Annotated in this window: 25 protein-coding genes; 9 read left to right on the top strand and 16 right to left on the bottom strand. The window is 67.6% G+C overall.

Translation table 11 applies throughout. The features are described from left to right. Nucleotides 1–2: 2 nt before the first annotated feature. Genes OG474_RS17730 through OG474_RS17700 form a run of 7 tightly spaced genes read right to left on the bottom strand, consistent with a single transcriptional unit; the run spans nt 3 to nt 8,056 of the window. Nucleotides 3–2,021 carry a bifunctional aldolase/short-chain dehydrogenase gene (locus OG474_RS17730; protein WP_405064589.1) on the bottom strand — a complete coding sequence of 673 codons (2,019 nt, stop codon included), beginning with the start codon at nt 2,019–2,021 and terminating at the stop codon, nt 3–5. Beyond that, nucleotides 2,021–3,178 carry an L-rhamnose isomerase gene (rhaI, locus tag OG474_RS17725; protein WP_405063414.1) on the bottom strand — a complete coding sequence of 386 codons (1,158 nt, stop codon included), beginning with the start codon at nt 3,176–3,178 and terminating at the stop codon, nt 2,021–2,023. The genes OG474_RS17730 and rhaI overlap by 1 nt, the downstream gene beginning before the upstream one ends. A 4-nt stretch (nt 3,179–3,182) precedes the next feature. Next, nucleotides 3,183–3,500 carry an L-rhamnose mutarotase gene (locus tag OG474_RS17720; RefSeq protein WP_405063413.1) on the bottom strand — a complete coding sequence of 106 codons (318 nt, stop codon included), beginning with the start codon at nt 3,498–3,500 and terminating at the stop codon, nt 3,183–3,185. Further along, nucleotides 3,500–4,558, bottom strand: coding sequence for a rhamnose ABC transporter substrate-binding protein (gene rhaS / locus OG474_RS17715; protein ID WP_405063412.1), 1,059 nt, complete (start codon nt 4,556–4,558; stop codon nt 3,500–3,502). Before rhaS ends, OG474_RS17720 begins: the two co-directional genes overlap by 1 nt. A gap of 27 nt (nt 4,559–4,585) precedes the next feature. Continuing rightward, a complete protein-coding gene (locus OG474_RS17710; RefSeq protein WP_405063411.1) occupies nt 4,586–5,554 on the bottom strand; it encodes an ABC transporter permease in 969 nt (322 codons plus the stop codon). Continuing rightward, a complete protein-coding gene (locus OG474_RS17705) occupies nt 5,544–6,563 on the bottom strand; it encodes an ABC transporter permease (protein ID WP_405063410.1) in 1,020 nt (339 codons plus the stop codon). The genes OG474_RS17710 and OG474_RS17705 overlap by 11 nt, the downstream gene beginning before the upstream one ends. After that, entirely contained in the window at nt 6,560–8,056 is a 1,497-nt protein-coding gene (locus OG474_RS17700; RefSeq protein WP_405063409.1) for a sugar ABC transporter ATP-binding protein, read from the bottom strand. Before OG474_RS17700 ends, OG474_RS17705 begins: the two co-directional genes overlap by 4 nt. 161 nt (nt 8,057–8,217) lie before the next feature. Between OG474_RS17700 and OG474_RS17695 the strand changes: the two genes are divergently transcribed. Continuing rightward, complete coding sequence (locus OG474_RS17695) at nt 8,218–9,261, top strand: LacI family DNA-binding transcriptional regulator (protein WP_405063408.1); 1,044 nt, start codon at nt 8,218–8,220, stop codon at nt 9,259–9,261. A 100-nt stretch (nt 9,262–9,361) separates the two neighbouring features. On the opposite strand, the gene OG474_RS17690 is transcribed toward OG474_RS17695, so the two are convergent. Continuing rightward, complete coding sequence (locus OG474_RS17690) at nt 9,362–10,006, bottom strand: TetR/AcrR family transcriptional regulator (RefSeq protein ID WP_405063407.1); 645 nt, start codon at nt 10,004–10,006, stop codon at nt 9,362–9,364. Nucleotides 10,007–10,074: 68 nt separating this feature from the next. On the opposite strand from OG474_RS17690, the gene OG474_RS17685 reads away from it, so the two are divergent. Beyond that, on the top strand, nt 10,075–10,872 hold the full coding sequence (locus OG474_RS17685) for an alpha/beta fold hydrolase (protein ID WP_405063406.1): 798 nt from the start codon (nt 10,075–10,077) through the stop codon (nt 10,870–10,872). Between the two features lie 51 nt (nt 10,873–10,923). After that, nucleotides 10,924–11,472 (top strand): DUF4240 domain-containing protein, encoded by a 549-nt coding sequence (locus tag OG474_RS17680; protein WP_405063405.1) that lies wholly within the window; start codon nt 10,924–10,926, stop codon nt 11,470–11,472. Nucleotides 11,473–11,476: 4 nt separating this feature from the next. Here the strand turns inward: OG474_RS17680 and OG474_RS17675 are convergent, their stop codons facing one another. The 3 genes from OG474_RS17675 to OG474_RS17665 are packed head-to-tail and all read right to left on the bottom strand — an operon-like array spanning nt 11,477 to nt 13,774. Further along, nucleotides 11,477–12,157 (bottom strand): hypothetical protein, encoded by a 681-nt coding sequence (locus tag OG474_RS17675; protein ID WP_405063404.1) that lies wholly within the window; start codon nt 12,155–12,157, stop codon nt 11,477–11,479. 37 nt (nt 12,158–12,194) lie between these two features. Continuing rightward, nucleotides 12,195–13,427, bottom strand: a complete 1,233-nt coding sequence (locus OG474_RS17670; protein WP_405063403.1) for an RNA polymerase sigma factor — start codon at nt 13,425–13,427, stop codon at nt 12,195–12,197. Further along, a complete protein-coding gene (locus OG474_RS17665) occupies nt 13,424–13,774 on the bottom strand; it encodes a YciI family protein (protein ID WP_405064588.1) in 351 nt (116 codons plus the stop codon). The genes OG474_RS17670 and OG474_RS17665 overlap by 4 nt, the downstream gene beginning before the upstream one ends. A gap of 168 nt (nt 13,775–13,942) precedes the next feature. On the opposite strand from OG474_RS17665, the gene OG474_RS17660 reads away from it, so the two are divergent. Then, nucleotides 13,943–14,098 (top strand): DUF6131 family protein, encoded by a 156-nt coding sequence (locus OG474_RS17660; RefSeq protein WP_165956732.1) that lies wholly within the window; start codon nt 13,943–13,945, stop codon nt 14,096–14,098. A 53-nt stretch (nt 14,099–14,151) separates the two neighbouring features. Here OG474_RS17660 and OG474_RS17655 read toward each other — a convergent pair whose 3' ends face one another. Next, nucleotides 14,152–14,928, bottom strand: coding sequence for an enoyl-CoA hydratase/isomerase family protein (locus OG474_RS17655; RefSeq protein WP_405063402.1), 777 nt, complete (start codon nt 14,926–14,928; stop codon nt 14,152–14,154). Between the two features lie 242 nt (nt 14,929–15,170). Between OG474_RS17655 and OG474_RS17650 the strand changes: the two genes are divergently transcribed. Further along, nucleotides 15,171–16,121, top strand: coding sequence for an SH3 domain-containing protein (locus OG474_RS17650; protein WP_405063401.1), 951 nt, complete (start codon nt 15,171–15,173; stop codon nt 16,119–16,121). 62 nt (nt 16,122–16,183) lie between these two features. On the opposite strand, the gene OG474_RS17645 is transcribed toward OG474_RS17650, so the two are convergent. Then, a complete protein-coding gene (locus OG474_RS17645) occupies nt 16,184–17,461 on the bottom strand; it encodes an FAD-binding oxidoreductase (protein ID WP_405063400.1) in 1,278 nt (425 codons plus the stop codon). A gap of 84 nt (nt 17,462–17,545) precedes the next feature. On the opposite strand from OG474_RS17645, the gene OG474_RS17640 reads away from it, so the two are divergent. Beyond that, entirely contained in the window at nt 17,546–18,280 is a 735-nt protein-coding gene (locus OG474_RS17640; protein ID WP_405063398.1) for a phosphotransferase family protein, read from the top strand. Here OG474_RS17640 and sigJ read toward each other — a convergent pair. Continuing rightward, nucleotides 18,264–19,136 (bottom strand): RNA polymerase sigma factor SigJ, encoded by an 873-nt coding sequence (sigJ, locus tag OG474_RS17635; RefSeq protein WP_405063397.1) that lies wholly within the window; start codon nt 19,134–19,136, stop codon nt 18,264–18,266. The two genes, OG474_RS17640 and sigJ, sit on opposite strands and share 17 nt — an antisense overlap. An 87-nt stretch (nt 19,137–19,223) precedes the next feature. On the opposite strand from sigJ, the gene OG474_RS17630 reads away from it, so the two are divergent. From OG474_RS17630 to OG474_RS17620, 3 genes are all read left to right on the top strand, one after another. Further along, nucleotides 19,224–19,964, top strand: a complete 741-nt coding sequence (locus tag OG474_RS17630) for a glycoside hydrolase family 16 protein (RefSeq protein WP_405063396.1) — start codon at nt 19,224–19,226, stop codon at nt 19,962–19,964. A gap of 145 nt (nt 19,965–20,109) precedes the next feature. Further along, nucleotides 20,110–21,150, top strand: coding sequence for an anthranilate phosphoribosyltransferase (gene trpD / locus OG474_RS17625; RefSeq protein WP_405063395.1), 1,041 nt, complete (start codon nt 20,110–20,112; stop codon nt 21,148–21,150). 9 nt (nt 21,151–21,159) lie between these two features. Further along, the gene (locus tag OG474_RS17620) at nt 21,160–21,687 is read left to right on the top strand and encodes a GNAT family N-acetyltransferase (protein ID WP_405063394.1); all 528 of its coding nucleotides are present in this window, start codon (nt 21,160–21,162) and stop codon (nt 21,685–21,687) included. Here OG474_RS17620 and OG474_RS17615 read toward each other — a convergent pair. Together OG474_RS17615 and OG474_RS17610 are read right to left on the bottom strand one after the other, a co-directional pair. Continuing rightward, nucleotides 21,649–22,461, bottom strand: coding sequence for an aminoglycoside adenylyltransferase domain-containing protein (locus OG474_RS17615; protein ID WP_405063393.1), 813 nt, complete (start codon nt 22,459–22,461; stop codon nt 21,649–21,651). The two genes, OG474_RS17620 and OG474_RS17615, sit on opposite strands and share 39 nt — an antisense overlap. 44 nt (nt 22,462–22,505) lie before the next feature. Beyond that, on the bottom strand, nt 22,506–22,913 hold the full coding sequence (locus OG474_RS17610) for a DinB family protein (RefSeq protein ID WP_405063392.1): 408 nt from the start codon (nt 22,911–22,913) through the stop codon (nt 22,506–22,508). Nucleotides 22,914–24,279: the final 1,366 nt, after the last annotated feature.

Raw genomic sequence — 24,279 nt, 5'->3', positions numbered from 1 at the left:
CCCTAACGCAGGAACGCGGCAGCCACGCCGGCGTCGACGGGAACATGGAGACCGGTGGTGTGGCTGAGATCGCCGCCCACCAGCGCGAAGACCGCGGCCGCGACGTTCTCCGGCAGCACCTCCCGCTTCAGCAGCGTGCGCTGCGCGTAGAACGCACCCAACTCCGACTCCGGTACGCCGTACACGGCAGCCCGCTGCGCACCCCAGCCCTTCGCGAAGATCCCCGACCCCCGTACGACGCCGTCCGGGTTCACGCCGTTCACGCGGACGCCGTACTGGCCGAGCTCGGCCGCGAGCAACCGGACCTGGTGCGCCTGATCGGCCTTGGCCGCGCCGTACGCGACATTGTTCGGTCCGGCGAAGACGGCGTTCTTGCTGGAGATGTAGACGATGTCGCCGCCCATCTCCTGGTCGATCAGCACCTTCGCCGCCGCCTGCGAGACCAGGAAGGAACCCTTGGCCATCACGTCGTGCTGCAGGTCCCAGTCCCGTTCAGTTGTCTCTAGCAACGACTTCGAGATCGACAGGCCGGCGTTGTTCACGACCAAATCGACGCCACCAAAGGCGAGCAGGGCCACTCGCATCGCCTCGGCCACGGCCTCGCCGGACGAGACATCGGCGCCCACGGCAACAGCTACGTCGGCCGAGCCGATCTCCTTCGCCACCGCTTCTGCCGCAGCCAGATCGAGATCCGCGATCACCACGCACGCGCCCTCGGCAGCCAACCGCTGCGCGATCGCCTTGCCAATGCCCGAGCCGGCGCCAGTCACCAAGGCAACCCGGGACGCGAGCGGCTTCGGCTTGGGCATCCGCTGCAGCTTCGCCTCCTCCAGCGCCCAGTACTCGATCCGGAACTTCTCCCGCTCGTCGATCGGCGCGTACGTCGACACCGACTCGGCGCCGCGCATCACGTTGATCGCATTCACGTAGAACTCGCCGGCCACCCGAGCGGTCTGCTTGTCCTTGCCGAAGCTGAACATCCCGACGCCCGGCACCAGTACGATTGCCGGATCCGCACCGCGCATCGCGGGGCTGTCCGCATCCGCGTGCCGCTGGTAGTAGGCCGAATATTCGGAGCGATACTCCGCGTGCAGCTCCTTCAGCCGCGCGACCGCATCCTCGATCGAAGCGCTAGGCGGCAGGTCGAGCACCAGCGGCCGTACCTTGGTCCGCAAGAAGTGGTCGGGGCACGAGGTCCCGAGCGCCGACAATTCGCCGAGCTTGGAGCGCGCGGTGAACTCCAGCACGACATCCGCGTCACTGAAGTGGCCGACCTGTGGTTTGTCGGTGGACGCGAGCCCGCGGATCACCGGCGCCAGCGCGGCCGCGCGCGCCCGCCGCTCATCCACCGGCAGAGCCTCGAATCCGGGCACCACCGGGCCGAACGGTTCCGCGATACCGCGGTCAGCGAGGAAGCGTTCCGCCGTACGGATGATGTCCAGCGAGTTCGCCTCGCATTCGTCCGAGGTCGCGCCCCACGCCGTGATCCCATGCCCGCCGAGGATGCAGCCGATCGCCGCCGGGTTCTCCCGCTTCACCGCGGCGATGTCCAGGCCGAGCTGGAATCCGGGCCGCCGCCACGGCACCCAGACCACCCGATCCCCGAAGCACTCCGCGGTCAGCTTCTCGCCGTCAGCCGCCGTCGCCAACGCGATCCCGGAGTCCGGGTGCAGGTGGTCAACATGCGGCGCGTCCACCAGCCCGTGCATCGCGGTGTCGATCGACGGTGCCGCGCCACCCTTGCCGTGCAGGCAGTAGTCGAATGCCGCGACCATCTCGTCCTCGCGCTCCACACCCGGGTACGAATCGACGAGCGCGTTCAGCCGATCAAGCCGCAGTACGGCGAGACCTGCGGCGGTCAGGGTCCCGAGATCACCGCCGGAACCCTTCACCCACAGCAGCTCGACGGGCTCTTGGGTCACCGGGTCGACCGAGGTCCCCTTCGCCGACGTGTTCCCGCCGGCGTAGTTGGTGTTCCGCGGGTCCGCGCCCAACCGGTTGCTCCTGGCAACGAGCTCCATCACGCTCCCCACCCGGCCTGCTGGCCGTCAGCCCGCTCGGCCACGATCTGCTCGAAATACCCACTGCGCTTGTACGCCGCGATCGGGTCCGGATCGAGCCCCTGCGACTCCCGCAGCTCGGCCAGCAGCGGCCGCACATCGGTGTTGTAGGCATCCATCAGTACGGCGTTCGCCTCCAGCACGTCGCATTCCAGCTGTGCCGTCCTGAGCGCCGCGCGATCGACCAGCAACGCCTTCGCGGTGGCCTCCTGGACGTTCATCACCGAGCGGATGATGGCCGGGATCTTGACCTCGATGTTGTGGCACTGGTCGAGCATGAACGCGATCCCGGCGCCCGGGTCGAGCGCGTTCCCGCGGACGATCTCGGACATGATCCGGAACAGCTGGAACGGATCGGCCGACCCGACCATCAGGTCGTCGTCGGCGTAGAAGCGGCTGTTGAAGTCGAACGCGCCGAGCTTCTTCACCCGGAGCAGGAACGCCACGATGAACTCGATGTTCGTCCCCGGCGCGTGGTGCCCGGTGTCGATACACACGGTTGCCTTCGACCCCAGTTCGAGACAGTGCGCGTACGACGTTCCCCAGTCCGGGACGTCGGTCGTGTAGAAGGCCGGCTCGAACAGCTTGTACTCCAGCAGCATCCGCTGGTCGTCGCCGAGCCGGTCGTAGACCTCGCGCAGCGCAGTCGCGAGCCGGTCCTGCCGGTCCTGGATGTCGTCCTGCCCCGGATAGTTCGTACCATCGGAGAACCACAGCTTGAGATCGCGCGATCCGGTCGCGTCCATGATCTCCACGCATTCCAGCAGGTGATCCGTGGCCTTGCGCCGTACCCGGGGGTCAGGGTTGGTGACGCTGCCGAGCTTGTAGTCGTCGTCCTGGAACACGTTGCTGTTGATCGCGCCGAGCCGGACGCCCTGCTCCTTCGCATACGCCGCCAGGCCTGAATAGTCATCGACCTTGTCCCACGGGATGTGCATCGCCACGCTCGGCGCGACCCCGGTGAACCGGTGCACGACGGCCGCGTCGGCGATCTTCTCCTCCGGCGACCGCGGCACGCCCGGCTGCGTGAACACCTTGAACCGGGTGCCGGAGTTCCCGAACGCCCACGAGGGCAGCTCGATCTCCTGACGCTTGAGGGCATCCTGCACGCTGGTCATAGTCTTAGTCCTCCGTCAGGTGAAAGATTTCGGGCAGCAACACGAAGGACTCGTCCGGCTGACCCGCGGTGAAGAACGACGTCATCTCGGCCTGCCACCGGGCGTTCACCTCGGTGGCGGCCATCGCCCGCTGCGCCGCTTCCAGATCCGGCGACTCGACGTACCCGATGAGCAGTCCGTCGTCGCGCAGGAAGAGCGAGTAGTTGTGCCACCCGGCCTCGCGCAGCGCCGCCTGCATCTCCGGCCAGACGTCGCGGTGACGCTCGACGTACTCGTCCAGCCGGTCGGTGCGGACCTGGAGACAGAAGCAGTAGCGGTGCATCAGAAGTTGAACTTGTCGATGTTCAGGGGCGTGAACTCGGTCGGCGGGCCGAGCACGATCTCGCCGTCGGCGCCGACCGTGTACTCACCGAGCTTCCCGGCCTTGAACTTCTCGCCCTGTGCCCCGGTGATCTGCCCCGAGCTCATCGCGGCACCGGCGTACGCGGCCAGGTAGCCGATGTCGGACGGGTTCCAGAGCGCGAACTTCTTCACCGTGCCGTCCTTGACGTACTGGCGCATCTGGTTCGGCAGGCCGAGCCCGGTGATCGCGACCTTGCCCTTGTAGCTGGAGGCGCTCACGTACCGGGAGGCGGCCGCGATCCCGACCGTGGTCGGGGAGACGATCACCTTCAGGTTCGGGTAGGTCTGCAGGAGACCCTGGGCCTCGGTGAACGACTTCTGGTCATCGTCATTGCCATAGGCAACCTTGACCAGCTTGAGCTTGGCGTTCTCCGGCTTGGCCAGCTCGGTCTTCATCACCTCGATCCAGGAGTTCTGGTTGGTCGCGTTCGGGGTCGCGGACAGGACGGCGATCTCACCGGAACCGCCGGCCAGCTCGCTGGCCATCTTCACCAGGCTCTCGCCGATGCCCTGCGTGGTCGCCTGGTTGATGAAGGCGTCCCGGCAGGTCTTGGCTGCGTCGGAGTCGAAGGTGACGACCTTGATCCCGGCCTTGCGCGCCTGGTTCAGCGACGGGCAGACCGCGTTCGGGTCGTTGGCCGCGACCACGATCACGTTCTGCTGCTGCTGGATGAGCGTGTTGATGTAGCTGACCTGCGAGGACGCGCTGGCGTCGTTCGGGCCGACCAGCTTGTAGGTGCCCTTGATCTCCTCGACCGCGACCTTGCCGCCGCCCACCTCGACATCGGTGTACGGATTGTTCAGCTGCTTGGGGAGGTAGGCGATCTTCAGCCCCTCCTTGAGCGGAGCGTTCGGATCCGCCTTACCCGCCGTGCTCTCCGGCGCGGCCGTGTTCTGGCCCTCGGTGCTGGACTTCGTCGTACCGCCACACGCGGTCAACGCCAGGAGCGCAACCGCGACGGTGAGGGGCTTTCGCATGGTTCTACCTTTCAGGGCCGGCGTTAGTCAGGTTCGGCGGAGGCGGCTGGCGAGGTTGGGGCCGAGGACCGAGGCGATCAGCAGCACGCCGGTGACGACGTTCAGCGCCTCGTTGGACACATCGGACAGGCGGAGCGCGTTCTGCAACGAGCCGAGCAGGACAACACCGGCGATGACTCCGGGCAGTGCGCCCTTGCCACCGAAGATCGAGACACCACCGAGCAGTACGGCGGCGACCACCGCCAGCTCGAGTCCGGCGCCGTTGTCGGCGCGTGCGCTGGAGTAGCGCAGCGTCCACAGCACCCCGGCGAGACCCGAGATCACGCCACTGGCGACGTACAGCCAGAACTTCAGGCGCCCCGGACGGATGCCGGCGAAGCGGGCTGCCTGCTCGCCGGCGCCGACCGCGAAGACGGCCCGGCCGATCGGGGTGGCGTGCAGGATGACGCCGAAGACGGCGGCCAGTACGACGATGATGATCAGCACGTTGGGGATCGGCGTACCGGCAATGGTCCCGGTCACCCAGTCGGTGTAGACGGCCGGGAAGTCGGCGACCGCGCCGTCGCCGAGGACGACGAACGCGAGACCGCGGTAGAGGGCGAGGGTGCCGATCGTGACGGCGAGGGACGGGAGGCCGAGGACGGTGACGAAGAAGCCGTTGACCGCGCCCAGGACCGCGCCGAGCAGCAGGCAGAGCGGGATGATTGTTTCGATCGGCTGGTTCGCGTTCCACAGGTAGCCCATGAAGGCGCTGGACAGGCCGAGCGTGCTGGCGACGGACAGATCGATCTCGCCGGTGACGATGACCAGGGTCATCGGGAGGGCGACCAGGGCGATCGGCAGCAGGTCGAGGACCAGGAAGCCGAAGTTCTGGCCGGTGCCGAAGCTATCGACGCTCGCCGCGGCGATGATCAGGACCAGGACGGTGATCGCGATGATCGCGACGTTCCAGTTCGCCAACCTGCCGACGCGGGTTTCGGTGAGCTCAGCCGACATGAGAGCCTCGCTTCTTCAGACCGGCCGCGACCCGGACGGCGACCAGCCGGTCGGCGCCGATCGCGAGCAGGATCAGGCCGCCGACGATCGCCTGCTGCCAGAACTGGTTGATCTCGAGGACGGCGAGCGCGCTGCCGATCGTTGTCAGCAGCAACGCGCCGAGCGCGGCGCCCCAGACGGTCCCGCTGCCGCCGAAGACTGCCACTCCGCCGACCACCACGGCTGCGACCACGTTGAGCTCGAGACCGGTCCCGGCGGCGGCGTCGATCGTGCCGAACCGGGCGGCGAACAGCACGCCCGCTACTCCGGCCAACGCGCCGCTCACCAGGAAGGCGCCGACGGTACGGCGGCCGGTCGGGATGCCGGCGAGTCGCGCGGCATCGGGGCTGGAACCCATCGCGTACAGCTCGCGGCCGGTCCGATAGTTGCGCAGGACAACGGCCGTGACGACGAGGACCAGGAGCGCGATCAGGACGAGATACGGAATCCCGAGCAGAGTCGCGTTGCCGAAGTCGAGGAATCCCGCCGGCAACTCGTCCGCGTTGATCTGACTACCGCCGGCCCAGAAGTACGTGACCCCGCGTACGACGTACAGGGTGCCTAGCGTGACGACCAGCGCGGGGACTTTGCCGTAGCGGACGAGGACGCCGTTCAGTACGCCGCAGACCGCGCCGACTGCGGCGCCAATGAGGAGCGCGAGGACTACTGGGAGGCCGGGGTTGTTCTGGAGGAGCGTGCCCACGGTGAACGCGCTCAGGCCCAGGACCGAGCCGACCGAGAGATCGATGTTGCGGGTGATCACCACCACGGCCTGGCCGACCGCCAGAACGGCCAGGATCGCGGTGCTGAGCAGGATGTCGCGAATGCTTTGCCCGGACAGGAAGCGTGGGTTCGAGATTGCGGTCACTGCGACGAGTAAGGCGAGCGCGATGACGATGCCTAGCTCGCGGGCCCGCAGTACAAAATCTAGAGAGGAGCGCTTGGGTGCGGTCAGCTCGACGGCCGTCATACGGTCGCCTCCTGACCGGTCGCGGCGAACATGACCGACTCCTCGGTCGCCTCGGTGCGGCTGAGTTCGGCGACCAAACGGCCCTCGCGCATCACCAGCACGCGGTCGGCCATGCCGAGCACCTCGGGCAACTCCGACGACACCATCAGTACGGCGACTCCCTCCGCGGCCAGACTGGACATCAACCGGTGCACCTCGGCCTTCGTCCCGACGTCGATGCCGCGCGTGGGCTCGTCGACGATCAGCACCCGCGGACCGGTCGCTAGCCACTTGGCCAGCACGACCTTCTGCTGGTTGCCGCCGGACAGCGTGCCGACCTCGTCGGACAGTCGCCCGTACTTCGTCTTCAGCCGCTCGGTCCATTCCTTCGCGGAACGGCGTTCGCGGCTGCCGGTGAGGAAGCCGAGCTGGGACAGCGAGCGGGAGCGCGGGAGCGTCACGTTGCGCTCGATCGAGAGATCCATCACGAGGCCCTGCTGGCGGCGGTCCTCCGGAACCAGTGCGACTCCAGCAGCCATTGCCTGCTTGGGGTTTCCGGGCTTGAGCTGCTTGCCGACGACCTCCACCGTACCGGCGTCGCGGGGGTCGACGCCGAAGATCGACTGCACGACCTCGGAGCGGCCGGAACCGACCAGGCCGGCGAGCGCGACGATCTCGCCGGCGCGGACCTCGAAGGAGATGTCCTTGAAGACCGGGTCGCGGGTGAGGCCTTCGACTTTGAGGACCGTTGCGCCGGGGGTGACGTCTTGTTTGGGGAAGAGCGCGTCGAGATCGCGACCGACCATCCGGCGCACCATCTCGTCGACGCTGGTGTCTGCGAGGAGGTCGGTCGAGACGTGCTTGCCGTCGCGCATGATCGTGACGCGCTGGCAGAGGGCGGTGATCTCCTCGAAGCGGTGCGAGATGAAGAGGAGGGCGGCACCGTCGTCGCGCAGCGATCGGGCGACCGCGAACAGGCGCTCGACCTCGACGCCGGTCAGGGCCGCGGTCGGCTCGTCCATCACCACGACGCGGGCGTCGACGGACAAGGCCTTCGCGATCTCGACGAGCTGCTGGTCGGCGATCGACAGGCCGCGGGCCGGGCGGTTCGGGTCGATGGACACGCCCAGGCGGGTGAAGAGGCGCGCGGCCTGGGCAACCATGGCGGCCCGGTCGATCGTGTTGAAACGACCCAGTGGCTGGCGGCCCATCGCGATGTTCTCGGCCACCGAGAGGTCCGGGAAGAGCGTCGGTTCCTGGTAGATGACCGCGATCCCGGCGGCCTTCGCGTCGGCGGGTCCGGTCAGGGCGAGCGCCGTACCGTCGAGCTCGAGCGTGCCCGCGTCGGGGCGGTGGACGCCGGCCAGCATCTTCACGATCGTGGACTTCCCGGCCCCGTTCTCGCCGACCAGGGCGTGCGCCTCCCCGCCGTACAGGTCGAAGGAGACGTCCTGGACGGCGGCAACCGCGCCGAAGGATTTCGAGACGCCACGGACCCGGAGTACCGCTGCCATCAGTCACCTCACTTCGCGGCTGAAAGGTTTCAAAGTCTTGGGAAGGAAAGTACGGGCCGGTCATTGGAGGCGTCAAGAGGTGGACTGCGGATTGCTCTGATCTCGCGGTACGCTTCGGGCTCTAAGACGTTTCAACTGGGCCTTGACGCGGGGAGGTGGGCATGGCAGCGGACGACACCAAACGCCGGGGACACACCGCCGGGGTGAAGGCGGTCGCCGCCGCGGCCGGCGTCTCCCTCGGCACGGTCTCGAACGTGCTGAACCGGCCCGAGATGGTCAGCCCGCTGACCCGGGCCAAGGTCGAGGCCGCGATGGCCTCCCTCGGCTTCGTGCGCAACGAATCCGCCCGCCAGCTCCGGGCCGGCAGCAGCCGGATCCTCGCGTACCTGATGCTCGACGCGGGCAACCCGTTCTTCACCGACGTCGCCAAGGGCGTCGAGGAGGCGGCCCGCGCGGCCGGGTTGTCGGTCTTCCTCTGCAACAGCAACGAGGACGCCGAGCGCGAGGCGGACTACCTCGACCTACTCGAGCAGCAACGCGTCCAGGGCGTGCTGATCACTCCGATCGACCAGCATTCGTCGCGACTGCGCAAACTTCCCGCCCGCGGTACGCCGGTCGTCGTCGTCGACCGGGCGATCGACGACGGTGAGCACTGTTCGGTCGCGGTGAACGACGTTCTCGGTGGCGAGCTTGCCATCGCCCACCTGCTCGAGCTCGGCCACGAGCGGATCGCGTTCATCGGTGGGCCGTTGACGATCGGCCAGGTCGTCGACCGTCGAGACGGCGGGCGGAGTGCACTGCGGAAGGCCGGCAAGCCCGAGGACAACCTGATCGAGATCACCACCGGCGCATTGACCGTTGCCGAAGGCAAGGGTGCCGGGCAACGTCTTGCCGGGCTACCAGCCTCCCGCCGACCAACCGCCGCCTTCTGCGCGAACGACCTGCTGGCGTTGGGTTTACTCCAGCAATGCGTGAGCCTCGGCCTCCGCGTCCCCGAGGACCTGGCCATCGTCGGCTACGACGACATCGAGTTCGCCGAAGCAGCCGCCGTACCCCTCACGTCGGTCCGCCAACCCCGCCAACTCCTCGGCCGAACCGCCGCCGAGCTGCTCCTGGACGAGTCCTCAAACCCCAACCACGAACACCAACGAGTCATCTTCACCCCAGAACTAGTGGTCCGAACCTCAACCCGCGGCGCCACCTAACGTCCGAAAGAGTTGTACGCCCCGCCTCCGGTCAAGTCCGCGCGTTATCCGGTGGATTTTCGTCGCCGAGCACCCCAAATCCACCGGATAGCGCGAGGGGTCAGGCGCCGTACGAGGCTAGGAAGACGTCTACGGCTCGGGTGGCCAGGGTTTCCAGTTCGGTGGGTTTGGGGCGTTCGCGGGTGCCGGCGAACATGGCGCGGTTCATGGGTTTGTACATGACGAGGCCGGCGAACTGGTAGGCGACGAGGGTGGGGTCGTCGAGCTCGCGGAGTAGACCACGGTCGGTGAGGCCGGTGAGTGCTTTGCCGAGGGTCTCCAGGGACTTCTCGAATCCGCCGGTGAACCAGGCTCCGCAGACCTCGGGGAAGCGGTCGGCCTCGGCGATCACGAGGCGGCGCAACTGGAGGACGTGGTCGGCGGTCAGGCTCTCGAGGAGCCGGAAGGCCAGCGCACGCAGGGCTTCGCGGGCGTCGGTCGCGCCGTCGAGGGTTTCGGCGTACGCCGCGGCCAGGTTCACCGCGAGCTCGTCGTTGGTGGCGAGGACGATCTCGGCGAAGAGGCGTTCCTTGTTCTCGAACTGCTTGTAGACGGTCTGCTTGGAGACGCCGGCCTTGGCCGCGACCTCGTCCATGCTCGCGCCGAGATAGCCGTGCTGGAGGAACACCTCCGTGGCCGCCGCGTGGATCGCGCGGCGCTTGGTGGCGGTTCGGCCTTCCGGGTTCAGCTCCATGCCGGAAATCATACTGGACAGTCTAGTTTTCTGTCGGGTACTGTACGGTCTAGTTCCAATCGATCCCCTGAGGAGAAGCGATGAGCAGCGTGAAGTCCGCCGACGGCACCACCATCAGCTACGACGTGTACGGCGAGGGCCAGCCACTGATCCTGGTCGACGGCGCCACCGCCCACCGCGCGGTGAACCCCCTGAACGCCGAGACCGCCGAGCTGCTGAGCGACCAGTTCCGCACCTACGTCTACGACCGCCGCGGCCGTGGCGAGAGCACCGACACCGCGCCGTACGACGTCCAACGCGAGATCGAGGACATCGCCGCCCTGATCGAGGACGCCGGCCGCCCGGCCATCGTGCTCGGCGGCTCCTCCGGCTCCCTGCTCGCACTCGACGCGGCCGCCGCAGGCCTCCCGATCACCAAGGTCATCGCCTTCGAACCCCCGGTCATCGTCGACGACAGCCGCCCACCCCTACCCGCCGACTACGTCGAGCAGCTCGAAGCCCACATCGCCGCCGGCCACCCCGACCTGGCCGCCGAATTCTTCTTCACCGCCGCCATCGGCATGCCCCCCGAAGCAGTCGCCGGCATGCGCCAGTCCCCCTACTTCCAGCCCGTGGTCGACGTCGCCCACACCATCTCCTACGACGGCCGCATCATGGGCTCCACGATGTCCGGCCACCCCCTCACCACCGACCGCTGGTCCGCCATCGACGTACCCGTCCTGGTCCTCCAAGGCGACCAGACCTGGCCCGCCCTGGCCGCCGGAGCCCAAGCCATGGCCGCCCACCTCCCCACCGCCACCCTCAAGATCGTCCCCGGCGCCGATCACTCCGCCGACATGAAGGTCCTAGCCTCCGCCATCCGCGAATTCGCCGGCTGAGTTACGAATTCACCCCTCCCCAATGAGCTGGGCTTTTGAGACGCTTTGGGGGTGGACAGGGATGGGTTCTGGGAAGTTGTGGAGGGTGCGCGCGGCACGGTGGACGACACCGTCGCGGACCCGGACGGGGTTGCGGACGCGCTGACGCGGGAGCTGGGTGGGCTGGCGGCCGAGGAGATCGCGGGGTTCGGGGTCGAGCTCGCGCGGTTGCTGGTCGAGTCGTACCGGTGGGACCTGTGGGCGGCGGCGTACCTGATCAACTCGGGTGCCTCGGAGGACGGGTTCGACTCGTTCCGGGGGTGGCTGATCGCGCAGGGGCGGGAGATCTGGGAGGCCGCGCTGGTCGAGCCGGACTCGCTCGCCGATGTGGTCGACGAGGATCGGCCGGACGGGTTCGAGGGGTTCGATGGCGAAGGGATGCTGCATGTCGGGAGTCACGCGTACAAGAACGTGACCGGTGACGAGCCGGCGTACTGGAAGGCCGTCGAGGCGGAGGCGCCGGACACGCCGGATCTGCCGGTGGGCAAGGAGATCGACTTCGACGACGAAGACGATCTTCAGGACCACCTGCCGCGGTTGGCCGTGCTCTACCTGGAGTAGGCGGTCAGCCGGGTTCGCCGCCGAGGCGCTCGATCGCTGCGCGGAGGCGGCGGCGCCAGGCGGGTTGGCCGGCTTCGTCGTCCGCTGCGGCCAGGCTGACGAGGTGCTGCGCCATCTCGAACCCTTCCGCGTACGGCGACGCGTCCAGATCGGTCTGGGCGAGCTGCGGCTCGTACTCCGGTTCGTCGTGGTCGAAGCTGATCGGTCGACTCGACCAGCCGAAGCCATCCGGCACCAGCAGCTCGGGTGTGAGCACCTCATGGCTCAGTGACGTGAGCTCCTGGTCACCGTTGCCGATGCTGAAGATCGTCGTACCGCGACGTCGTACGTCGCTGATCCGTTCGAGCAGGGTGTCAGCGGGGTCCTCCTCAGCCACCACCAGGAGCGACTCACCACGACCTGCGTCGCGCAGCCGGTCCAGTCCGATCGCCAGATGCGGCGGAGCATCCGGAGGCGGGGCCCAGCGGACCAGCGACGGGCGGACGCTGTCTACACCCGCGCGGTGCAGCTCGTCGTCCAGATGCGCGGTCAGGTGCCACGGCTCTTCGTCGACCGGCCCGAACAACATCAGTCCGCCGGTACGAGTCGTGTAGCGCCGTAGTGAGTGGCCGAAATTCCGAGTCTGCGTGCCCAGCTCGGTCCCGGTCAGCATCTCCCGCAGGAGTGACGCCCTGGTGAGGTCCACACCTCAACTTGACCACATCTGCGGACCTATTGCGACCTCAGGTCAGGCGGTCCGCCTTCGACTGCAGGTAGTCCCGCTCCGGCACACTCGTCGTACGGCGGGCTGCCAGCAGGTAGCTCTCCCGCGCAGCCGCCGTGTCGCCGGCCATTTCGAGCAGGTGCGCGCGCACGGCCTCCAACCGGTGGTGCTCGGTCACCCGGCCGTCGGACTCCAGCGGCTCCAGTACGGCGAGCCCTTCCGTCGGACCGACGGCCATGCCGACTGCCACCGCGTGGTTGAGCTTCACCATCGGGTTGTCGACCAGCTGCTCCAGTACGTCGTACAACGCGACGATCTGCCGCCAGTCCGTGTCCTCGGCCCGTTCTGCGGTGTCATGGACCGCAGCGATCGCGGCCTGCACCTGATAGGGCCCGAGCCGCGTGTGAGAGAGCGCATCGGAGACCAGCGCCTCACCCTCGACGATCGCGTCCTGATTCCACTTCGAGCGGTCCTGCTCGCCCAGTGGAACCAGTCCGCCCTCCGCAGTCGTCCGCGCTGCCCGCCGAGCGTCGGTGAGCAGCATCAGGGCCAGCAGCCCAGCCACCTCACCGTCGTCCGGCACCAGCCTTCGCACGCCACGGACGAGCCGGATCGCCTCACTCGTGAGCTCCGCGCTGTGCAACGCCGTACCGGATGAGGCTGTGTAGCCCTCGTTGAAGATGAGGTAGAGGACATGCAGTACTGCGATCATCCGCTCGGACCGCTCGGCCTCCGGCGGCAGCTCGAACGTGCTGCCGGCCTGCTTGATGCCACGCTTCGCCCGACTGATGCGTTGCGCCATGGTCGTTTCCGGCACCAGAAACGCGGCTGCGATCTGTGCGGTGGTCAGACCGCCGACAGCGCGCAGTGTGAGCGCGATCTGCGAGGAGGGGGAGAGCGCGGGATGGCAGCACAGGAACAGCAAGGTCAGTGTGTCGTCCTGCCCACCCAGATCGTCGATCTCGGGGCCTGCGGCAACAAACTCCTCCGGTGTGGCGAGCTGAGCAGCGTTCTCCTCCCGGCGCCGTCGAGCCGTCTCACTGCGCAGCAGGTCCATCAGCCGACGGGAGCCGACCCGGATCAGCCAGCCACGCGGGTTGTCCGGCACGCCCTCAGCCGGCCACTGCTGTGCAGCGGCCAAGAGCGCCTCCTGCACAGCCTCCTCAGCCAGATCGAAGTGGCCGTAGTGCCGGACCAAAGCACTCAGCACCTGCGGCGCCTGCTCCCGCAACAGCAGGTCGAAGTCGTTCACATCTCCAGCCCGGACGGATCCATCACCGGTCGCACCTCCACCGCGACGTACTCCGCGTCCGGCATCCGCGCCGCGTAGCCGATCGCCTGGTCGAGGTCGCACTCGACCACGTAGTACCCGGCCAGATGCTCCTTGGCTTCAGCGTACGGTCCGTCGGTGGTCTGGGTGGCGCCATCGCGCACCGTCACCGTCGTACTGGTGATCGGGTCCGCCAGCCCACCCGCACTGACCAGAAGCCCCTGCTCAGTCAGCTCCTGCATCAGCCCGCTGTGCGCACGGGTGATTCCGTCGCGCTGCTCCGCGGACAGCCCGGCCCAGCTCTCCGGACTGCTGTAGATCATCAGCATGTACTTCACGGACACCATCCTCCAGGTCGTGAGGTTCTCTTCACCCGGTACGTCGGAACCGTGTCACCGGCTTCGACAAACGACCGTTGGAGATTGCCGGTCAGCGGAGTGGGCACTGGAGGTGCGGCCGCCGTTTACTCCGCCTGGCGGCTCTCGTAAGGAGGTTCAATGCTCATCCTCGGACTGATTCTGTTGCTGCTCGGGTTCTTACTGAAGATCTCGATCCTGTGGACGATCGGCATCGTGCTGCTCGTGGTCGGAGCAGTGTTGTTCCTGCTCGGGTCGACCGGTCGGGCGGTCGGGGGACGCCGACACTGGTTCTAAAGCCCAACAGAACAAGGCCCCGCGGACCCCTCTGAGGTCCGCGGGGTTTCTGTTCAGCGCCAGGGGAACTGCGGAGAGCGCTTCGCGCCGAAGGCCGCGATTCCCTCCGCGAGCTCACCACTGGCGATCGTCTCCTGGTAGCGCGCCAGTGCGGCAGCATCTGCGTCCGTCTCGGCCAGCAGCGCGTTCACTGTCTCTTTGGCCGACCGGATGGTCAGCTGCGACCGCGACACGAGCAGTGCGGCGAACTCGTCGACCTCCGACTCCAGATCACGCTCGCCGACGACCCGGTCGACCAGTCCCTTGAGCTCGGCCTGCTCCGCAGTCAGGAGCTCACCACTGAACAGCAGGTACTTCGTCGTCGCCGGACCGACCAGGTCGAGCAGCACCTTGATCGCGGCCGGCGGATACACGACCCCGATCCGCGCGGGAGTCACGCCGTACGTCGAACCGTGCGCGGCGAACCGGAAGTCGCAGTTCATCGCGATCTCGAGCCCACCGCCGATGCAGTGCCCGCGGACCATCGCGATGGTCGGTCTCGGGAACTCCCTCAGCGCGCTCTGGGCGCGCAGGTTGAAGGCGCGCAGCTCGGCCATCGGATCGGCTGGATCGGCACCGGAGATCAGCTCGCCGATGTCCGCACCGGCCGAGAAGCTCGAGCCGGCGCCGGTCACCACCAGCACCTTGACCTCGTCGTTCGCGGCCAACTCGGCCAGCAGACCGGGCAGGGCCTCCCACATCGCCCGCGTCAGCGCGTTGCGCTTCGGCTCCCGATCGATCACCAGCCGGGCGATCGCACCGGTCCGGACCTGAAACCCGAGGTCATCCATATCTGCAGTGAACCAGTCGGCAACCCCTCTGTGCTGCTCCGTGGATCACATCGTGCTGTTACCGGAGCCAAGCGTTTGATCTCGGATCGATTACATCCGAATAGCGGTCAGATCACGCTCAACATCCCTTCGACATGTTCGCAATGCGTTAAAAACGCCGGTCGATTGCGAACCTTTCGCGGATCTGTGCTTGACTCCTCCGGTCGATAACGTTTTGGTCTCGGCAGATTGGGTTCAACGTAATGACTGAAGGACGGCATAGACAGGCGCGGCACCGTCAACCGCGCCCGAAGCTGATCGGCCCCGGCCTCGTGAAGGTTGCGATCCCCGGAGCGGCCGTGGCCCTGGTGGCGACCGGCTCGGCGGCAGCGCTCCCGAGTCAGCACGACGTCAAGGTGGACACTCCGATCGCTAGCTCGTCCCTGCAGCTAGCGCGCGATGCGGCCACCAGCCGGGACGCCCTCCGTCCCCCGCTGAATCTGAACTCGGTGAAGCCGACCACGGCGGCACCGGCCCCGAAGCACCTGAAGAAGCAGGCTCCGATCCCGAAGCCGACCTCGACCAAGACGCGCGCGGCCGCCAGCCTCCCGCCGAAGATCACCGGGTCGAAGTTCACCACCACCGATGTGAACGTGTGGACGATCCCGCTCACCGGCGCCCTGCTCGATGTCCTGAAGCGCGGCTCCAAGGTCTCCGTCACCGGCAAGATCGACGGCCTCTGGGCCGAGATCGTCAGCGACGGCAAGTCCCGCTGGGTCAAGGCGCAGTACCTGTCGGCCACCAAGCCGGTCGAGGCCGTCGCCGGTGGCATCTCACAGGCCGCCTGCAAGTCCGGCTCGTCGGTCGAGTCCGGTGTCACCCAGGACGTCGTCCGTGTGCACCGCGCGATCTGCGCCCTCTTCCCGAACATCACGTCGTACGGCGGTCTCCGCTCGGGCGACAGCGGTTCGGAGCACTCGTCCGGCCGTGCGCTGGACATCATGGTCAGCGGGTCCGAGGGCCAAGAGGTCGCGGACTACCTACACGCGAACTACAAGAAGCTCGGCATCAGCCAGCTGATCTGGGAACAGCACATCTGGACGGTCCAGCGCGGCAGCGAAGGCTGGCGTGCGATGGAGGACCGTGGCGGCGCCACGGCCAACCACTACGACCACGTGCACGTGAGTGTCTACGGAAACTCCGGCACGGTCTGACGTTTCAGCATCACAGCAGCCCGGTCCTCCCCTCCTAAGGACCGGGCTGCTGTGCTGTCTGCTCAGGGCTTGATGTTGGCGTTCAGGTGGAAGAAGTTGGCCGGGTCGTAGGCCCGCTTCACCGCGCGCAGCCGGTCCAGATCGGCCGGGCTGTACGACGTCTCGGCGCGGCCGTGGTCGCCGAGGAAGTTCACGAACGTGCGACCGGAGTCCGGCAGCAGTCCGGCAGGCAGTTCGCGGTCGATGATCAGTGAGAACCGGGCTTCCCGGTGACCGACCGGACCGGCACCCGGACCGGGGTGCGCCATCGCGCCGCTCCAGTGCCGGAGCTCGACGGTCGGTTCCTCCTCGATGCCGGTCAGTACGTCGATCACGTCGTCGGTGAGTTCGTCCAGGAAGTCCAGGTGCCGGGCCGGCGTCCCGCCCATCGCGGCATCGGCGTACTCGATCGTGCTCAGTTCGCCGGCGAGCCGGGGTCCGGCCACCTCGAACAACGGCTTCAGCAGGTGGTCGGCCAGGTCGGAGGTACCGGCGTACAGGACCTTGATCGCGACGGCACGCTGTTCGGTGCCGGGGACGCGGGTGAGGACGACGGCGGTGCTGAGATCGTTCGGGATCGTCGCGGTCCAGTCGCGGTAGCGGCGCAGGATCTCGGCGGCGCGGTCGATGCCGTAGTAGACGATGCCGGCGTGCACCTGGCGGACCGGGTACAGGCGGAACTCGAGCGACGTGACGATGCCGAAGTTGCCGGTGCCGCCGCGGATCGCCCAGAACAGGTCCGGGTGCTGCTCGGCGGTTGCCGTCACGACCCGGCCGTCCGCGGTCACGACCTCGGCGCGGATCACGCTGTCGGCCGCGGAGCCGTACTTGCGCGCCAGCCAACCGACTCCGCCACCCAGCGTGTAGCCGGTGACACCGACGTCCCGCGACGATCCCGACAGCGGCGCCAGCCCGAACTGCCGCGCCGCATCCAGCACGGCTCCCCAGCGCGCGCCGGGTGCGACCTTGGCGATCCGTCGCTCCGGGTCCACGAACACCGCGGTCATCGGGGTGGTCTTCAGCAGGATGCCGCCGTCGGCCGGCAGCTTGGTGCCGTGCCCGGTCGCCTGCACAGCCACCGGTACGCCGTACTCGCGTGCGGTGCGCACGACCGCCTGCACGTCAGTCCGGCTGAATGCCTCCGCGACGACGGCCGGCCGCGAGTCCACCGAGGGGAGAACCGCCCGCCGCTGCTCGTCGTACTCGGCCTCGCCCGGCAGCCGGATCTCGCCGTTGAACCCCGACCCGAGCAGCCCGGCGACCAGGTCCCGCGCCGTCGCCACCACAACCTGTGCAGACATGTCCTGTTCCCCTTCGCCGTTGTGCTCTCACCAAGACGTCGAAGGAGAACCGCCGGGATTGACACCCCCGGCAAACTTTTCTTGATGACTCATTCGGTGGACGTCTCCGACGCGGTGCTGACCAAGCGCTACACGTCGTGGGATCGAGGTGAACCGGACCGGGAGTGGGCCGCGCTCGAGCTGCTGGCGGACGCCGTACCGGATCTGGTGCCGACTCCGTTGGCCCGCGGGCCGCTGTGGGTGACGATGTCGGTCATCCCGGGTGAGCCGCTCACCGATCCGGCGACGCCTGCGCAGGTCTCCGCACTTGGCGTCGCTTTAGACACGCTCTGGTCCGTTACGCCGACTCTTGTTCCGCTCGATCTGTCGGCGCTCGTCGAGCGGACTTATGCCGCGTTAGATCCTTTGCGTGCACGCGACGACGTGATCGGTAGGGCCGCTGCGGCCTGTGCCGAGCTCGACTGGTCCAGCCTGCTGACCGTCCACGACCCTGTCGTCGCGCACGGCGACCCGAACCTGGCGAACTATCTCTGGGATGGAACGACGTTACGTATCGTCGATTTCGAAGACGCCGGGCTGGGCGACCGGACCGTCGAGCTCGCGAATCTCCTCGAGCATCTGGCCGGCCGCCGTACCGATTGGACTCCGCTGCTCCATCGCTGGCCGGTGGACCCATCGCGTCTGCTGACCGCGCGCACGCTCTGGGCCGCCTTCTGGCTCGGGTTGATCGGGCCGGGCGGACCGAGTGCCTCGAGGAACCCACCCGGTACGGCGGAGGCTCAGGCTGAGCGTCTGCTGGGACTCATCGCTCAACAGTGAGAGCGGCCAGCCGGTCGGGGTCGGCGAGGATATTGAGTTCGGTGATCTTGCCTTCGGTGATCGTGAACGCCATCACCGACTGGACGCGGCCGTTGACGACCGTGACGCTGCCGGGGACGCCGTTGATCAGGGCGCGTTCGGTGTAGGGCGCCAGCCGGCTGAACATCAGGGCCTGTTCGACGACCGCCAGGGCACCGCGGACGAGCTTCGAGGCGGCCGGACCGCTGGACTCGCCGCCGCCCGCATCCGCCCGGAGTACGACGTCCGGGTCGAGCAGCACCAGGAGCCCCTCGAAGTCGCCGCCGCGGGATGCGGCCAGGAACGCGTCCACGATCGCGCGCTGGCGGCTCGGGTCGCCGTCATTGGCCGGTGCGCCCTGAACGCGCCGCCGAGCGCGGCTGGCCAGCTGCCGCGCGGCCGCAGGCGACTTGCCGACGACCTCCGCCACCTCGTCGAAGCTCAGCCCGAACATGTCGTGCAGCACGAACGCCAACCGCTCAGCCGGCGCCAGAGTCTCCAGTACGACGAGCAGCGCGAGCCCGACCGCATCGGCCTGAACGGCCTCGTCCTCTGGTGCCTTGGTGTCAGCGCGCAGCGAGACCGGGTCAGGCACGAAGCTGTCGAGTGAATCCTCCCGCCGCGACTTGCGGCTCCGCAGCAGGTCCAGACAGACCCGTGACACCACAGTGGTCAGCCAGCCGGCCAGATTGGCCACCTCACTGACATCAGACCGGCTGAGCCGCAGCCACGCCTCCTGTACGGCGTCCTCGGCCTCACTGCGCGAACCGAGCATCCGGTACGCCACTCCGCGCAGGTGGTCCCGCTGCTCCTCGAAACTCCGCGCCAACTCGTCCACTGCTCGTCGTCTCCTCTTGTTGCCCGACCGGTCATAGTCTCTGACGGATCCGCGCCCCATCATGTGACAGCCGCGATGATGTGAGTCATGAGGGACGACTTCGACGACACCAGACTCGACCTGTCCGTCTGGTCGCCGTACTACCTGCCGCAGTGGAGCTCCCGTGCGGCGACCAAAGCGAGCTATGCGCTGAGTGACTCCTGCCTAACGCTCAGCATCCCCATTGACCAGGGACTCTGGTGCGCCGACGACCACAAGCCCGATCTGCGCGTCTCAGGCCTCCAGTCCGGTAGCTACTCCGGGCCGGTGGGCAGCACGGCCGGCCAACAGCCGTACCGCGACGGTCTGGTCGTCCGCGAGGAACAGCCACCGTTCTGGGGCTGCACTCCGTCCGGTGGATACGTCGAGCTGCGCGCTCGGGCAGATCTAAGCCCTCGCTCGATGGCTGCGCTCTGGATGGTCGGACTGGAGGACCAGCCCGAGCGGTGTGCGGAGATCTGCGTCATGGAGGTCTTCGGTGACGCCGTGGTCCCCGGAGAGTCTGCTGCGGTTGGCATGGGGCTGCACAGCTTCCGCGATCCGTCGGTCACCGAGGACTTCGAGGCGGTCCGGCTGCCGATCGACATCAGTTCGTTCCACACGTACGCCGTGGAGTGGTCCGGCGGCGTCGCCACGTTCTCGGTGGACGGTACGCCGATCCGCAGCTGCACCGGCGCTCCGACGTACCCGATGCAGTTGATGCTGGCTGTGTTCGACTTCCCGGACCGGTCTACCGGTGACGACCACCACCTGGTGCCGACGTTTACCGTCGACCACGTCGTTGCGTAGGATCACAGACATGTTCCTGCGCGCGGGTATGTGGTGGGCCGTCGACTAGACGGCTGCTTCCGCGTGTAACCACTCCGGCCGTCTCTTACGAGGCGGCCGTTGTCATGTCTCCTCGTAGGAGCGGTCCTTGCTCCGAGGACTGCCCATGGCAACAGCACTCCGGACCTGGTCCGGTCTCATCACCGCCCTGCTCAACGGCTCCGACCTGACCATGGCCGACACCAGCTGGGCCATGGACCAGGTGGTACTGGGCGACGTCTCGCCGGCTCAGATCGCCGGGTTCCTGATCGCCTTGCGCGCCAAAGGCGAGACCGCCGACGAGCTGCTCGGACTGGCCTCAGTACTGCGCTCCCACGCGACGCCGGTGCGTATCGACGGTCCATTCGTCGACATCGTCGGTACCGGCGGTGATCGGACCGGGGCGATCAACCTCTCCACCATGGCTGCCGTAGTGGCCGCTTCGACCGGGGTCACTGTGGTCAAACACGGTGGGCGGGCCGCCTCCTCATCTGCAGGCGGCTCTGTCGATTTGGTCGAGCAGCTGGGTGTTCCACTCGACCTGTCGGCTGCAGAGGCTGCCCGGATGGCTGCTACGACTGGCCTCGCCTACCTGTTCGCACCGCGGTTCAACCCAGCGCTGCGACACGCAGCCGTCGTACGGCGGGAGCTCGCCGTACCGACTGCTTTCAACGTGCTAGCGCCGCTACTCAATCCAGCTGATCCGCAGCACCAGCTGGTCGGCGTGGCCAATCCCCGGATGGTGCCTGTGATCGCTCAGGCTCTATGCCAGCAAGGGAAATCGGCACTGGTTGCTCGTGGCGACGATGGCTTGGACAAGCTGACTACGACCACGTTCTCTCGACTATGGCTGATCAGGGACGGCACTGCCCGCGAGACAGTGTTCGACCCGCGTGGACTCGGTCTGCGGCCCACCACACTGCCTGCGCTGCGCGGTGGCGATGCAGCGTGCAATGCGCGCGCTCTGGAGGCACTGGTCAACGGCTCTGGGTCTAGCTCGATCCGGGACGTCGTCTTGCTGAACGCTGCGGCTGCTCTGACCACGCTGGACCTGCAGACCGACAACTTCCTCGACCAGCTGGCCGACTGCTTGGACCAGTGCCGCGCAGCGCTGGACAGCGGCCGCACTGCGGCAACACTCGCTAGTTGGATAGGAGCGAGCCACTAGGCTGGGTCTGTGGATTCCCCGGTGCACCTGCGTCCGCTGGAGCTTGCCGACATCGCGACGTACGCGGACTGGGGCAGTGACAGCCGCCTCTGCCTCCATGCCGGTTGGACCGTCGATCGGCCCCGACCCGCACGGGAAGCTCATTGGCGCCGAGTCATCGAGGAAGGCAGCGTCCTCCGGCTCGCAGCGGTGGGTGGAGACGAGGTGATCGGGTACGTCGACCTCAGCGGCAGCGATCTGGACCACCGCGAACTCGGCTACGTCGTCGGCCCCTCTGCCCGCTGGGGCTCGGGCCTCGGGACGACCATCGCCCAGCTGGGCTTGGCGCATGGCTTCACGGAGCTCAACCTCGAGTGGATCGATGCGGAAGCGGCAGAGCTCAACCACGCGTCGATCCGCATCCTCCAGCGGCTGGGCATGACCGAAACCGGCGAGAGCGGTACGGACACCTACCTGGGCGTCCCCACACCCACGCGCTGCTTCCGCATCACTCGCGAGTCATACCTGCGCGAGAACCCAGTCCCTGAAGGAAAGTAGCGCCGCTGCATCCCAGCCATGCCCGTCAGTGTCCCGCTCGGCGGCCGACACCGGCGTGGCATTGCGGTAGCAGCTCAGTGCCTGCTCCACGACCGCCTGGTGCTCAGCCGGCACGTGCAGCACCGCGCCCTCCTCTTTGCTGAGCACAGTCCCCGGTCCGAGTTCCAAGGTCGCCAGAACTCGGCAGGCGTTCAGCACTCCGTAGTACGGCGACTTGAGCAGCGCGTCCCCGTCCATGACGTCCTGCAGGTCTTCCATGACCGCAGACAGGTAGTCCTCGTACGGGACCGGCGCAAACACTTCATCCGCCGGTGCCCCACTGATTGCCACCCCGCGCTTCCTGACGACAGTGATGTGCGCGGCCAGATCCGGATCGGCGCCGGAACCCGTGTAGTCCAGGCGGCCCTCAAGGATGGCGTCGGTCCACATCGCCGAGTAGTGCACCTCGTACGGTCGCGGATGCTCATGCGTTGCGGCCTGGTCAGCCGTCAGCACCGACATCTCCAGGTCACCGAGCACCGGCCGCGCGGCCGCCGTACCGGCAAAGCCGCGCGCCACCCGCTCGCGCTCCACTGGTGTCAACGGCTCAGGCACAACCACCAGCAGGTCCACGTCGCTCTTGGCCCGGTAGAAACAGCCCATGGCCAACGACCCGTGGACGTAGACCGAGCTGCCCTCCAGACCAGCAGCGCGGACCGCGCCCAGCACGTACTCGCGGATGTCCGCATCGCAGTCCGCCCAGGACTGCGCCCGCCCACTCACATGCGCCACCATGCTCGCGACAGTAGCCCGGCGCGGTCACCAGCCGCACAGCATTTTCAGCGTCCGGTAGCGCCGTCGATCTGCTCGCGCAGGATATCCACGTGCCCCGCGTGCCGGCCGGTCTCCTCGATCATGTGCACCAACACCCAGCGCATACTCGCTTTCTGCGCCGGTGCAGGCTGCGTTAGGTCCGAGTAGCCCGCGATGACCTCGTTCGCCTGCCGCACAGCCTCCCGGTACGCCGCGACCATCGACTCGACCGTCTCCTCGGCCCCGGGCCGCATGGTGGCCGGCCAGCTCCGAATGTCCGCCTCGAGGAAGTAGTACCGCTCCACAGCCGTCAGATGCTTGACCAGCCCCAGCACACTCGTCCCGGACTCCACGCCAGCCGTCCGCACCGCCGGCTCCGGCGCATCCTCAGCCTTCCGGGCAACCGCCTCCCGCAGATAGTCCAGAAACCCCACCAGAGTCTCCTTCTCGCCACCACCACTACTTGGAGGCCCCACATCTCGTCGCGTCATCCCACCACCCTCCAAAACCCCGCGCCAAACCGCAAGAAAGCTTGCCCAAACAGAAAACCCGCCAGCCCCCGGGCAACGGGAAGGTGGTCACCGGGCCTCCCCGCCGGACCGCAACCAAAGCCCGTCAACCCCAAGCAACGGAGAGCCGATCACCGTCCTCTTCTCGGACCGCAGCCAAGGCCCGTCAGCCGAAAGCAGCGCTCACCTCTGACCGCCGACCTCGCCATCCGGCTCAGCCACCGCGGCGACCCGCCATGCTGTCTTTCAGATCGGCCGGACGCGGCGATCAACCACAAACCCACGTCCCCGGCCGAGTCCTTTTCGGTCTGCACCCCGCCCGACCACCAAGGCCAGCCAACTGACACGCACAGCGAGCAGAGCAGGCGCCCGAGCCAGATGGCGAGCCCAGCGACCGCGATCCCGTCGCCTGGAGCTGACGGGCTACGGCTTGGGCGCGTGGAATGGGGGCTGGCCGGAAACTTTTCGGCGCCAAGTGCCTGTTGCGATTTGGCGGCTGCTCTTGGCCAAGCCGGTTTGGGGAGCGAGATTGCGACAGGTGGTCGGTCGCGGTGGCTGAGGGCTTTGTCTGGCCAGGAACCCCGCCTTCCCGGATGTGCTCGTCCCGTCCGTCCACTCGGATTCGGCCGGTGGCGTGGGCGGTGGCTGGTCGCCGCTGCGGCCGGATTTCCTGAGACGGGTGGCTGGGCTGGTCTGTGGCTTGGCCGGATGGCGAGGCCGGTGACCGAGGTTCCCCGTCGCCTGTGGCTGACGGGCTGTGGTTGCTCCCGACGATCAGGAGGCCTGGTAGCTGACCCGTCGCGGTGGTTGCTCCCGACGACAAGGAGGCCTGTCAGCTGACCCGCCGCCGCGGTTGACCACTGCGGTTCGGGTCGCCTGCCTCGCCTGCCTAGCCTGCGGAAATTTGGCTGGATATCCGTTCAAGTTGACCCTTCTCTGCTCAAATATTGAGGGGAGAACCAGCAACTTGCGGGGAGATCGCCTCGTTTTCCGGGACCGCAACCGAAGCCCGGAAGCTCAGGCGACGGGCGCGCGGTCGCCGGCCTCGCCATCCCCCTCAGCCACAGACCACGCCCGCCTAGCGCTTCAGTAGATCGGCCGCCGCGGCGGCCAGCCACCGTGTACGTGTCCGGCCTGTCCGGTGCGGCGCGAATCGGGGACACACCAACCCCCTCTGTGGCGATCTACTGCCACCCAAGTGACGAAGAAGTTCGACCAACACCACCACCTGATTTAGCCGTGGTCAGGTGTGGGCAAGTTGAGCGGGCAATCAGCCCACACCAATAGCCCA

Origin of the sequence: Kribbella sp. NBC_01505 (genome assembly GCF_045040285.1) — a bacterium.
Classification (GTDB): Bacteria; Actinomycetota; Actinomycetes; order Propionibacteriales; family Kribbellaceae; genus Kribbella.
This window is presented reverse-complemented; position numbering and strand designations above follow the sequence as displayed.